Source organism: Salinisphaera aquimarina (assembly GCF_042643355.1).
GTDB lineage: Bacteria > Pseudomonadota > Gammaproteobacteria > Nevskiales > Salinisphaeraceae > Salinisphaera > Salinisphaera aquimarina.
On record NZ_JBHRSS010000003.1, the window covers coordinates 743,730 to 756,402 of the forward strand.

Genomic DNA, 12,673 nt, shown 5'->3' on the forward strand with positions numbered 1-12,673 from the left:
TTATGCCTACAATATAATCGCGAAACGATATTTCGTATACCGTATTCCGTATGCAAATCCGCGATGGATCGCTTATAACTCAGTTATAGCGCGGCCTGGGCGTGCGCTGAAGACGCTGGAAACCGGGCGTTCACGATCGACCGACCGGGTATGGTCGCGCCATGATCACCGCGTCGACGCTTTCGCGGCGATCCCGAGAGAACACAGGCAGATTTTTCATCGCGCCCGGAGACAGCACATGATCAAGCAGGACGATTTCATCCAGAGCGTAGCCGATGCACTCCAGTACATCGCCATCTACCATCCGCCGGATTTCATTCGCGCCCTGAGCGCCGCGCATGCGCGCGAACGCTCACCCGCCGCACGCGATGCGATGGCCCAGATCCTGATCAACTCGCGCCTGTGCGCCGAAGGCCACCGGCCGGTCTGTCAGGACACAGGCATTGTCGTTGCCTTCGTCGATATCGGCATGGACGTGCAGTGGCAGACCACGCTGACGCTCGAGGACATGGTCAACGAGGGCGTTCGCCGCGCCTGGGGCAACGCCGACAATCCCCTGCGCGCGTCGATCGTCGGCGACCCCGCCGGCGCGCGTCGCAATACCGGCGACAACACGCCGGCGGTGGTGCATGTACGCATGGTCGCCGGCGATCGCGTCACCGTGGAGCTGTCATCCAAGGGCGGCGGCTCGGAGGCCAAGGCCCGTTTCGCCATGCTCAATCCCTCCGACGATATCGCCGACTGGGTGCTCGAACAGATTCCGTTGATGGGGGCCGGCTGGTGCCCGCCGGGCATTATTGGCGTGGGTATCGGCGGCACGGCCGAGAAAGCGATGGTGATGGCCAAGCAGGCTTGCACCGAATCCATCGACATCCAGGAACTGCAGGCGCGCGGCGCGGATACGGCAACCGAACGGCTGCGACTGGATCTGTTCGAGCGCATCAACCAGCTCGGCATCGGCGCCCAAGGGCTGGGCGGCCTGACCACGGTGCTGGATATCAAGATCCGTGACTATCCCTGCCATGCCGCCAACAAGCCGGTGGCACTCGTGCCCAACTGTGCGGCCACCCGACATGTGACCTTCACCCTGGACGGCTCCGGGCCGGCCGTGTTCGATCCGCCCAGCCTAAACGACTGGCCCGAGATCACGAATACAGCCGAGACCGGCCGGCGCGTGAACCTGGATGATCTGACCCGCGACGATATCGCCGCATTCGAACCGGGGGAATCGCTGCTGTTATCGGGGCATATGCTCACCGGCCGCGACGCCGCCCACAAGCGCATCCAGGATCTGCTCGAAGCGGGCGAACCGCTGCCCGAGGGCGTGGATTTCAACAACCGCTTCATCTATTACGTCGGCCCGGTGGACGCGGTCGGCGACGAGGTGGTCGGACCGGCCGGGCCGACGACGGCCACCCGCATGGACAAGTTCACCGACATGATGCTCGCCCGGACCGGGCTGCTGGGCATGATCGGCAAGGCCGAGCGCGGGCCCGAGGCGATCGACGCCATCCGTAGGCACGGTGCGGTCTATCTGATCGCCATCGGCGGTGCCGCCTTTCTCGTATCCAAGGCGATACGCAGCGCGCGGGTCGTGGCCTTCGCGGACCTGGGCATGGAAGCCATCCATGAATTCGAGATCGTGGATATGCCGGTGACCGTAGCCGTGGACAGCCGCGGCGAGTCGGTGCACCGCAGCGGCCCGGCCTATTGGCGCAACGAGATTGCCGGGATTCCGGTAGCCCAAGCCTGAGTGCACAGTCGGCCCTGTTGCAATCAAACGTATACGGTATACTGAAAACCAATATAGACTGCACACTCATCCGCCCCAGCTACAGCACGCCATGACAGAACCCGACCCCAGAAACTGGATTGGCAACACCGTCCAGCATCACGACAGCCTCGCGACCACGCTGACCGACCGCATCGCCGCCACGCTCGGCGCGCCGCGACCGGCGGCCGGCGATGCCCTGCCGCCGCTATGGCACTGGGCGTTCTTCCAGGCTACGGTCGATGCCGACGCGCTGGGCGCCGACGGTCATCCGGCCCGCGGCGGGTTTCTGCCGCCGGCTTCTGACCGCAATCGCATGTGGGCCGGCGGGCGGCTGCGCTTTCATCAGCCGTTGCGGGTGGGCGAGGACGCGGTCTGCGAATCCGAAATCGGCAACGTCGTGGAAAAACAGGGCCGCACCGGCGCGCTGTTGTTCGTGACCGTCAAACACCGGATTCTTCAGGCCGGCGAACTGGCGATCGCCGAAGAGCAGGACATCGTCTACCGCGAACCGAGCGCGCCGAAACTGTCGCTCGACAAGGCCGTGCCCGACGCCGACTGGCGCCAGACGATCACGCCGGATCCGACGCTGCTGTTTCGTTATTCGGCGGTCACCTTCAATGCCCACCGGATTCACTACGACTGGCCGTATGTCACCGACACCGAAGGCTATCCGGGCCTGGTCGTGCACGGCCCGCTGATCGCCACCCTGCTGCTGGACGCGTTCACCCAGGCCAATCCGCGCGCGCGTATCGACACCTTCGCCTTCCGCGGGCTGCGCCCGCTGGTCGCCCCCAAACCCTTCGATGCCTGTGGCCGGATCGAATCCGCCGGCAACGCGGCACTCTGGGCCGGTAACGACGACGGCCCCGCACACGAAGCCGAACTGACTTTCTCCGAGGAACCCGAATGATCGACCAGGAATCTCTCGATGCCATCCGCGACGGCGTGCGCGGTCTGTGCGCCGACTACAGCGATGCCTACTGGCGCGGCGTCGACGAACGCAAGGAATTTCCCGAAGAGTTCGTCAATGCGCTGACCGAGGCCGGCTGGCTGGCCGCGATGATCCCGGAACAATACGACGGCTCGGGTCTGGGCCTGGCGGAAGCCTCGGTGATTCTCGAAGAGGTCAACCGCTGCGGCGGCAATGCCGGCTTCGTGCACGGCCAGATGTACAACATGGCGACCCTGCTGCGCCACGGCTCGGACGAACAGAAGCAGAAATATCTGCCGCGGCTGGCCTCCGGCGAACTGCGTCTGCAGTCCATGGCCGTGACCGAGCCAACCACCGGCACCGATACGACCAAGATCAAGACCACGGCGGTGAAGAACGGCGATCACTATGTGGTCAACGGCCAGAAGGTGTGGATTTCGCGGGTACAGCATTCCGATCTGATGATCCTGCTGGCGCGTACCACGCCGCTCGATCAGGTGGAGAAGAAATCGCGCGGCATGTCGATCTTCCTGGTCGATCTGCATGAAGCGATCGGCAACGGGCTGACCGTCAAGCCGATCGCCAACATGGTCAATCACGAGACCAACGAGCTGTTCTTTGACGACCTGAAAATCCCGGCCGAAAATCTCATCGGCGAGGAGGGCATGGGCTTCAGATACATCCTCGACGGGCTCAACGCCGAACGCACGCTGATCGCCGCCGAATGCATCGGAGACGGCCGCTGGTTCGTCGACAAGGCCAGTGAGTACGCGAAAGAGCGGCGCGTGTTCGACCGCGCGATCGGTCAGAATCAGGGCGTGGCCTTTCCCATCGCCGAGGCCCATATCGAGGTCGAGGCCGCCGATCTCATGCGCTGGCGCGCCTGCGAGGAATTCGATTCCGGCAAGCCCGCTGGGGCGAGCGCAAACATGGCCAAGTATCTGGCCGCCAAGGCGTCCTGGGAGGCGGCCAACGCCTGCCTGCAGACCCATGGCGGCTTCGGCTTCGCCAACGAATACGATATCGAGCGCAAGTTCCGCGAAACACGCCTGTACCAGGTCGCGCCGATCTCGACGAACCTGATCCTTTCTTATGTATCCGAGCATCTGCTCGGGCTGCCGCGTTCGTTCTAGGCCCTAGTCATGACGATCGCGATTCAACAGATCGACCACCTGGTGCTGACCGTCGTCGATATCGACGCGACCGTGGATTTCTACGTCCGCGTGCTCGGCATGAAGAAGGTCGTCTTCGGCGATCCGCCGCGCACGGCACTGGCCTTCGGCGCTCAGAAGATCAATCTGCATCCGGCCGCCGCGCCGTTCGAGCCCAGGGCCGAGTGCGCCACGCCGGGCTCGGCCGATCTGTGCTTCATCGCCGACACCCCGCTGGACACGGTGATCGCAACGCTGCATGACGCCGGCGTGGACATCATCGAAGGCCCGGTCGATCGCAGCGGCGCCACCGGCGGGCTGCGCTCGGTATATATCCGCGATCCGGACGCCAATCTGATCGAAATTTCCAATCGCCAGGAGACCATGGCATGAGCAATCCCACCCGGCGTCTGGCCGAATTCTGCGCCCACCTGCGCTACGAGGATATCCCCGAACCGGTGGTCGCGCGCTGCGAGGATCTGTTCCTGGACTGGCTCGGCTCCGCGCTGGCCGGGGCCAGCCAGCATCCGATCGCAGCCTTCGCGCGCCACGCCCGCCAAATGGGCCCGGCCGACGGGCCCAGCGAGATCGTGATCGACGGCAGCAGCAGTTCGCCCTATTTCGCCGCGTTCGTGAATGCGGCGGCCTCGCACGTGGTCGAACAGGACGACCTGCACAACAGTTCCGTGCTGCACCCGGCCACGGTCGTGTTTCCGGCTGCGCTAGCCGCCGCCCAGGACAAGGGCGTGAGCGGGCGCGAGCTGATCGCGGCCAGCGTGGCCGGCTACGAGGCCGGCATCCGGGTGGGCGAGTTCCTGGGTCGTTCCCACTACCGTGTGTTCCATACCACCGGCACCGCCGGCACCCTGGCGGCGGCCGTGGCCACCGCCCGGATTCTGGGCGTGGACACCGATACCATGATTCATACCCTCGGCAGCGCCGGCACCCAGGCCGCCGGCCTGTGGGCGTTTTTGCGCGACGGCGCCGACTCCAAGCAGCTGCATACCGCCAAGGCGGCCGGCAACGGCCTGCTCGCGGCCTACATGAGCGCGGACGGGTTGACCGGCGCGCAGGCGATCTTCGACGGCCCGCAGGGCATGGCCGCCGGCATGTCCAGCGATGCCGACGCCACCCGCCTCGACGCCGATCTGGGCACGCGCTGGGCGCTGGCCGAGACCTCGTTCAAATTCCATGCCTCCTGCCGGCATACACACCCGGCCGCCGATGCGCTGCTGGCGGCGATGACCGAACACGGCCTGAAGGCCGACGATATCGCTACAGTTACCACCCGCGTGCATCAGGGCGCGATCGACGTACTGGGCGCCGTGGACGTGCCGCACACCATCCATCAGGCCAAGTTCTCGATGGGCACCGTGCTCGGCCTGATCGCCGTGCACGGCGTCGCCGGGCTGACCGAATTCGACCAGCTCGCCCTGACCGACCCGGCCGTCGCGGCATTCCGCGACAAGGTCACGATGACGCTGGACGACGAGGTCGACGCCGCCTATCCGGCGCGCTGGCTCGGCCGGGTCGATATCGAGACCACCGACGGTCGGCGTTTTTCCGGTGCCATCGACGAGCCCAAGGGCGACCCCGGCAACACCCTGTCGCGCGACGAACTGGAAGCCAAGTTCACGCGCCTGGTGCGTTTCGCCGATGCCGCCGACGACACCGAAACACGCGCCCTGATCGATCGCGTCTGGGCGCTGCGCGATATCGAAAGCGTGTCCGCCCTGCGGGCCGCAGGCTGATGCGCACCCTTTTTCAGAGCAAGAAAACCGAGACGACTGATGAGTGACACCGCCGCCCCCCGCCCGCTCGACGGCATTACCGTGGTCAGCTTCGAACACGCCATCGCCGCCCCCTTCTGCACCCGCCAGCTCGCCGATCTCGGCGCGCGCGTGATCAAGATCGAACGCCCTGGCGTAGGTGATTTCGCCCGCGGCTACGATACCCGCGTTCGCGGCCTGTCCTCGCATTTCGTGTGGACTAACCGCTCCAAGGAAAGCCTGACCCTCAACATCAAGCACGACGAGGCCATGAGCATTCTCGACAAGCTGCTGGCCGAGGCCGATGTGCTGGTTCAGAACCTCGCGCCGGGGGCTGCCACCCGCCTGGGGCTATCGTTCGACGATCTTCAGGAACGCTTTCCGCAGCTGATCGTGTGCAATATCTCCGGCTACGGCGAGACCGGACCCTATACCCACAAGAAAGCCTACGACCTGCTCATCCAGAGCGAAGGCGGCGTGCTGTCGACAACGGGCGGAGCGAGCGACGAGGACATGGCCAAGGTGGGCTGCTCGATCGCCGATATCGCCGCCGGCATGTATGCCCAGAACAGCATCATGGCCGCCCTCATCCAGCGCGGGAAAACCGGCCGCGGCACCTCCATCGATGTCTCCATGCTCGAAACCATCGTCGAATGGATGGGCTATCCGATGTACTACGCCTTCGAGGGCCAGGCGCAGCCGCCGCGCGCCGGTGCCTCGCACAGCACCATCTATCCCTACGGCCCGTTCACCACCGGCGACGGCCAGAGCGTCATGCTGGGTCTGCAGAACGAGCGCGAATGGGGCGCGTTCTGCGAGACCGTCCTGGAACAGCCCGCGCTCGCCACGGACGAACGCTTTGCCACCAACAGCGACCGCTCGGCCCATCGCACCGAACTGCGCGGCCTCATTCATGAAGCCTTCGCCGATCTGAGCGCCGATCAGGCGATCGCGCGGCTCGACACCGCCGGCATCGCCAACGCCCACGTCAACGACATGGCCGGGGTCTGGAACCACCCGCAGCTGGCCGCCCGCGATCGCTGGCGCAGCATCGGCAGCCCCGAAGGCGAACTGCCGGCGCTGCTGCCGCCGGCCGTCAACCGGAACTTCGAGCCGCGCATGGACCCGGTGCCGGCATTGGGCGAACACACGCGCGCCATCCTGGCCGAACTGGACTACGACGACACCACGATCGATCGCCTGCACGACGCCGGCGCGGTCTAAGTGTCCTGTAACGCAAATACACTGCACACAACGGCGCATCTTCAAATGCGCCATGCCTGACACAAAAAATCACTCGTAATTCATGTTTGCGAACTTACGTTACAGGACACTAGGACAATGACCGCTCGCACCACCCGGTTTCCCTTGTTCGTTCCGGCGACCTCGCCCGCGCTCATTCCGAAAGCGCTGGCCAGCGCCGCGGATACGGTCATCGTCGATCTGGAAGACGCGGTCGCGCTCGACCGCAAGGACGAAGCCCGCGATGCGCTCGCCGCGTTCCTGCAGGCCCACCCCGACGCCCGGGTGCAGGTGCGTATCAACACGCCCGACAGCGGTGAACTCGACGCCGATCTCGCCCTATGCGAACGCCTGCCCGGCATCGCCAGCATCATGGCACCCAAGGCCGAATCCCGGGGCTCGCTCGAGCGTATCGCCTCGCTGGGCAAACCGGTGCTGCCACTGCTGGAAACGCCGGCCGGCCTGCTCGCGCTCGCCGAACTGACCCGCGTGGCCGGCGTCGAACGCTACGGTTTCGGCGCCCTGGATTTCGCCTTCGAGGCGGGCCTGACACCCGACAGCGACGGTGGCCGTGCAGTGCTCGATCACGCCCGTTACGAACTGCTCATGCATTCGCACGCGGCCGGGCTGTCGCCGCCGCTGGAGAGCGTGTTCCCGGACTTTCGCAATACCGAACGGCTTTATGCCATTGCCCGGCGCGCCAGCGACATGGGTTTCGGCGGCATGCTCTGCATCCACCCGGCCCAGATCGAGACCGTGCGCAAGGCCTTCCTGCCCAGCGACGACGAGTTCGACTGGGCCCAACGGGTCATGGACGCGAGCCGCCGCAACGAAGCCGCTTTTCAAATCGACGGACAGATGGTCGATGCGCCGGTGCTGGCCCGCGCGCGGCGGATTCTGGCGCTGAGCTGACTGCCGAGAACGCTATTCAATAAGCGCCGCGGCCTCGGCCTGAACCTGCCGCCACTGAATCTTACCGGTGCCCGAACGGGGCAGCGTGTCCACGAACTCGATGATGGTCGGAATCTTGTAGGCCGCCATCTCGCCGCGACACCAGTCGCGGATCGCCTCCGCAGTTGTACTGCCCACGCAGCCCGGCCGCAATACCAGCGCCGCCATTGCGGTCTCGCCGCGCTTGGCGTCCGGCACACCCACCACACAGGCTTCGGCCACCGCCGGGTGGCCATACATGATGGACTCCACCTCGGCAGGCCAGACCTTGAATCCCGAGGCGTTGATCATGCGCTTGAGCCGGTCGACCATGAAGAAATAGCCGTCATTATCGACGTGCACCAGATCACCGGTACGCAGGAAACGCTTGCCCTCGATGTCGATGAAAACTTCGGCATTTGCCTCCGGCAGTTGCCAGTACTCGCGCATCACCTGCGGTCCGTTGAGCACCAGCTCGCCGGATTGACCCAGGCGCACCGGCGCCAGGGTCGCGGGGTCGATCACGCGCGCGTCCACGTCGAAGGTCGGAATACCCAGACACTGACGCTTACCGCGCTCGACCGGATTGCCCAGGATGAAGGCGGCAGTTTCGGTCAGGCCGTAGCTTTCGTTGAACACGATGCCGTAGTCATCATGCAGACGACGCGCGACCGCTTCCGGCATTGCCGCGCCACCACCCATCAACAGCTTGAGCGCACTCAGGTCGTGATCGGCGGCCGCCGGATTGGCAAAGAACTCGGTGATCATAGCTGGCGGCGCGGACCACCACGTCACCCGATAGCGTTGCATGAGCGTGAGCGCGACATCGCGGTTCCACCGCTGCATGAGCACGATGGTCGCACCCACATACAGCGGCAGGTTCATCCCACCCTGCATGCCCAGAAAATGAAACAACGGTGCGACCGACAGGCTCACGTCGCTGGCCTGGCCGTCGCGCCAGGCGGCGGAACCGACGACCGGCGCCATCACGCTGGCATGGGTATGCACACAGCCCTTGGGCTGGCCCGTCGTGCCCGAGGTATAGCCGAGCACGCCCAGCGACTCGGGGCCGATATTGACGGCCTCCCGATCGTGACCGGCGACCAGCGCGTCGGACCAGGCCACTGCGACGCCCTGCTCGATCGGCCGCCGCGGCTCGGCAACATCGGCCGGTAGAATCAGATCCGTGTCGGCAGCCACATAGTCGTTATAGGCGTGCACGATGACATGATCCAGCTCGCGCGCCTGCACCAGCGATCGCAAGCGTTCGTGCAGTTCCTGGCCCACCAGCGCAATCCGCGCGCCGCTGTCACGCACGATATGCGCGATCTCGCGCTCGACGTACATGGAGTTGGCCGGCACCACCATGCCGCCGGCGCGCAGGGTGGCGTAGTAGGCGATCACGAACTGCGGGCAGTTCTGTGAATACAGCAGCACCCGATCGCCCACGGCCAACCCACAGGCCTGCTGGAGATAGCCCGCCATGGCGTCGACTTCTCGATCCAGCTCGGCATAGCTCAGGATCGCGTCGTAGAAGATGATCGCGGCCTTGAGCGGGTCACGCGCTGCGGAGGCGCTCAGATTGTCTGCCAGCCCGGTTTGCGGCCAGTCCAGCGTGCGGGGCAAGCCAGTCGGCCAGAACCTGAAATGCGGTGACTCGATATCTTGTGTTTCCGTGTTCATCGCGACCGTCATCTCCGAAAGGCCATTCAGTCGAGCGTGCGCGCGACGAGTTCCTTCATGATTTCGTTGGAGCCGCCGTAGATCTTGCCCACGCGGGCGTCGGCATACAGACGCGCGATCGGGTATTCCATGGTGTAGCCATAGCCGCCATGCAGTTGCAGGCATTCGTCGACCACCTCGCAGTTCTTCTGCGTGGTCCACCACTTGGCCATGGCCGCGGTGCCGCTATCCAGCTCACCGGCGAGCAGTCGCACCATGCACTGATCGACAAAGGTGCTGGCAATGGTCGCAACGGTCTGACATTCGGCAAGCTTGAAGCGCGTGTTCTGCATGGACGACAAGGCCTGACCGAAGACCTGCCGACCCTGCACATATTCGCAGGTGATCTCGATGGCGCGATGCATGGACGCCTGGGCGGACAGCGCAATGATCAGTCGCTCCTGCGGCAGCTGCTGCATGAGCTGGCCGAAGCCCTTGCCTTCCTCGGGCCCGAGACGATTGGTTTTCGGCACGCGCACGTCGTCGAAGAACAGCTCCGCCGTATCCTGGGATTTCTGGCCGATCTTCTCGAGTATGCGGCCGCGGCGAAAGCCGTCGAGCCCGTCCGTTTCGACCATGACCAGCGAAATACCCTTGGCGCCCAGGGATGGATCGGTCTTGGCGATCACGCAGATCAGGTTGGCGTGATAGCCGTTGGTGATGAACGTCTTCGCACCGTTGATGACATAGTCGTCGCCGTCGGCAATGGCCTTGGTGCGAACGCTCTTGAGATCCGAGCCCACACCCGGCTCGGACATGGCGATGGCCGCCACCAGTTCGCCGGTCGCCATGCGCGGCAGCCAGCGTTGCTTCTGATCTTCCGAGCCATACGACAGGATGTAATGAGCGACGATGCCGTTATGCACACCTATGCCGAACTTCACCATCGCCCGGGTCATCTCGATATTGAGTACCGCCTCGTGGCGGAAGTCGCCGCCGGCGCCCCCGTATTCCTCGGGCACACTCGCGCACAGGATGCCCATGTCGCCGGCAGCGCTCCAGGCCTCGCGATCGATATAGCCCTGTTTGTCCCAGCGCGCCTGATTCGGCACGAACTCGGTCTTGAAAAAACGGCCGACCGAATCACCGAACAGCTCGAGCTCCTCGGTCATCCACGGCGAACGATGTCTATCCACGGCTTGTCTCCTCTTGAATCCTGTCAATCCCGACGCAGGCGAGCGGCGCTCAGCCGGCCGACGACATCTGCGGCAGCCAGAGCGCGATCTGTGGAAATGCGTAAAGCACGACGACCACGAATATTTCGGCGGCAAAGAACCAGGTCAGGCCCTTGAATATGGTGTTCAGCTCGACCAGATCACCGACCGTGCCCTTCACCACGAAAGCGTTGAGCCCGAGCGGCGGCGTAATCAGCCCGATCTCGATGAATTTCACCACCATGATCCCGATCCAGATCATGTCGAAGCCGGCATCCTGAAACAGCGGCAGGAAGATCGGCAGCGTCAGCAGCAGCAGACCGAGCGGGTCCAGGAACATGCCGAGCACGATATAGATGGCACCGGCCGTCAGCATGAGCATCAGCGGGCTGGTGCCGCTGTCGGCAGCCAGGTCGGCGACCATGAACGGCAAACCCGACAACGCCAGGAACCGGGTGAACAGCGTCGCGCCTACGGCGATAAAGAAGATCATGCCCGTGCTGCGTACGCTCTCGACCAGGCTGTCGCGCAGCACCCTGAAGGACAGCCGCTGCATGCCGGCCGCGATAATCACGGACGCGATACAGCCGATCGCCGCGGCTTCGGTCGCAGTCGCAATGCCGGCGTAGATCACGCCCACCACGGCCATGATCAGCAGCGGCAGCGGCCAGACCTCGCCCAATACCGACCATCGCTGACGCCAGGTGACCGACTCGTCGATCGGGGGCGCCAGACTCTTGTCGAAATAACAGCGCCCGATAATGAGCACGCCATAAACAAGCGCTGTAAACAGCCCTGGCAGGATGCCCGCAAGCAGCAGCTGGCCCACCGGCTGCTGGGCAAACAGGCCATAGAGCACGAGCATGATGCTCGGCGGAATCATCGAACCGAGCGTGCCCGAGGCCGCGACTACCGCACTCGACAACCCCGGCTGATATCCCGCCTTGAGCATTTCCGGAATCGCCAGCCGGCCCATGGCCGCGGCTGTGGCCAGCGACGAGCCGGACGCGGCGGCAAAACCGGCCGATGCAAAATTGGTAGCGACCGCCAGCCCACCGGGCAGCCCCGAAAGCCACAGCCGGGCGGCACGATAGATACTGGCCGCCAGCCCTGCGTTGAAGCTGATCGCGCCCATGAGAATGAACAGCGGGATGGCCGACAGTTCCCAGCTGGTCACGAAAGCGAAGGACATGCTCTGGGCCGAACCCAGCATGGCGCCAAAGCCACGCAGGTAGTACAGCCCACACATCGCGACACCGCCGAGTGCGACGCCGATCGGCACGCGCAGAGCCAGCAGTACGAGCAGTGCGGCCACGCCGATCATGCCTACGGTTTCCGGCGCCATCATTGAGTTCCTGAGTTGCGGTTCAAGCCAGCGGCGATCGCCCAGGCCACAAGACAAGTGCACCGGTGACGGCACAGGGCATTCGCTGTGCCCGAAGCCCTGCTAATCGGAACCATCGTCATCCGTGCCGTGGTCCGTGCGATCGCGCTGGCCGATCAACTCGGCCAACTGGACGCATACGACGAGGCCCATACCGACGATGCCGAACAGGAATACCCATCGCATGGGCCAGGTCGGCAGATCGAACAGATACAGATCCTGGTACTCGCCCATCTGGAATGCGCTCCAGGCGCCCATCAGGCAAGCCCAGCCGAACACGCCGAGATAGATCAGCGTTACCAGCGCGGCGAACACATCGAGCCGGTTGCGAGCACGCGCTCTGAGCTTCTGGGTGAATACCTCGACGATGACGTGCTCACGGGCCGCCGCGACCGCAGCCAGAGGCAATACGGTCACGGCCACCATATACACATATTTCACGATCTCGATGGTGCCGTAGAGCGGCGCGTTGAACAGATACTTGCTCGCCACATCCAGACCGATGTGCAGGGCCATGGCCGCCAGCGCCACCGCCGAGACAAATACCAACACGCCGCGCGCGATATCGATCAGACGCATGTCACGATTCCTTGCGCTCTCGACTGGGACGACCGCC

General features: G+C 64.5%; 11 protein-coding genes. 7 read left to right on the plus strand and 4 right to left on the minus strand.

Annotated features, from left to right (window positions below):
- Positions 1 to 238 precede the first annotated feature (238 nt).
- From ACFOSU_RS06960 to ACFOSU_RS06990, 7 genes are all read left to right on the plus strand, one after another.
- Entirely contained in the window at positions 239 to 1,753 is a 1,515-nt protein-coding gene (locus ACFOSU_RS06960; RefSeq protein ID WP_380687837.1) for a fumarate hydratase, read from the plus strand.
- A gap of 91 nt (positions 1,754 to 1,844) precedes the next feature.
- Positions 1,845 to 2,684 carry an FAS1-like dehydratase domain-containing protein gene (locus ACFOSU_RS06965; RefSeq protein ID WP_380687840.1) on the plus strand — a complete coding sequence of 280 codons (840 nt, stop codon included), beginning with the start codon at positions 1,845 to 1,847 and terminating at the stop codon, positions 2,682 to 2,684.
- Positions 2,681 to 3,838 (plus strand): acyl-CoA dehydrogenase family protein, encoded by a 1,158-nt coding sequence (locus ACFOSU_RS06970; RefSeq protein ID WP_380687842.1) that lies wholly within the window; start codon positions 2,681 to 2,683, stop codon positions 3,836 to 3,838. Before ACFOSU_RS06965 ends, ACFOSU_RS06970 begins: the two co-directional genes overlap by 4 nt.
- Positions 3,839 to 3,847: 9 nt before the next feature.
- Positions 3,848 to 4,249 carry a VOC family protein gene (locus tag ACFOSU_RS06975; protein ID WP_380687844.1) on the plus strand — a complete coding sequence of 134 codons (402 nt, stop codon included), beginning with the start codon at positions 3,848 to 3,850 and terminating at the stop codon, positions 4,247 to 4,249.
- Positions 4,246 to 5,607 (plus strand): MmgE/PrpD family protein, encoded by a 1,362-nt coding sequence (locus ACFOSU_RS06980; protein ID WP_380687846.1) that lies wholly within the window; start codon positions 4,246 to 4,248, stop codon positions 5,605 to 5,607. Before ACFOSU_RS06975 ends, ACFOSU_RS06980 begins: the two co-directional genes overlap by 4 nt.
- A gap of 39 nt (positions 5,608 to 5,646) precedes the next feature.
- Entirely contained in the window at positions 5,647 to 6,849 is a 1,203-nt protein-coding gene (locus ACFOSU_RS06985; protein ID WP_380687848.1) for a CaiB/BaiF CoA transferase family protein, read from the plus strand.
- 117 nt (positions 6,850 to 6,966) lie between these two features.
- Positions 6,967 to 7,779, plus strand: coding sequence for an HpcH/HpaI aldolase/citrate lyase family protein (locus ACFOSU_RS06990; protein ID WP_380687850.1), 813 nt, complete (start codon positions 6,967 to 6,969; stop codon positions 7,777 to 7,779).
- Positions 7,780 to 7,791: 12 nt separating this feature from the next.
- Here ACFOSU_RS06990 and ACFOSU_RS06995 read toward each other — a convergent pair whose 3' ends face one another.
- The 4 genes from ACFOSU_RS06995 to ACFOSU_RS07010 form a co-directional block, all read right to left on the minus strand.
- The gene (locus ACFOSU_RS06995; protein ID WP_380687852.1) at positions 7,792 to 9,480 is read right to left on the minus strand and encodes a long-chain-fatty-acid--CoA ligase; all 1,689 of its coding nucleotides are present in this window, start codon (positions 9,478 to 9,480) and stop codon (positions 7,792 to 7,794) included.
- 26 nt (positions 9,481 to 9,506) lie between these two features.
- Entirely contained in the window at positions 9,507 to 10,631 is a 1,125-nt protein-coding gene (locus ACFOSU_RS07000; protein WP_380689200.1) for an acyl-CoA dehydrogenase family protein, read from the minus strand.
- 73 nt (positions 10,632 to 10,704) lie between these two features.
- On the minus strand, positions 10,705 to 12,018 hold the full coding sequence (locus ACFOSU_RS07005; protein WP_380687854.1) for a TRAP transporter large permease: 1,314 nt from the start codon (positions 12,016 to 12,018) through the stop codon (positions 10,705 to 10,707).
- Between the two features lie 102 nt (positions 12,019 to 12,120).
- On the minus strand, positions 12,121 to 12,636 hold the full coding sequence (locus ACFOSU_RS07010) for a TRAP transporter small permease (RefSeq protein WP_380687856.1): 516 nt from the start codon (positions 12,634 to 12,636) through the stop codon (positions 12,121 to 12,123).
- Between the last annotated feature and the right edge of the window lie 37 nt (positions 12,637 to 12,673).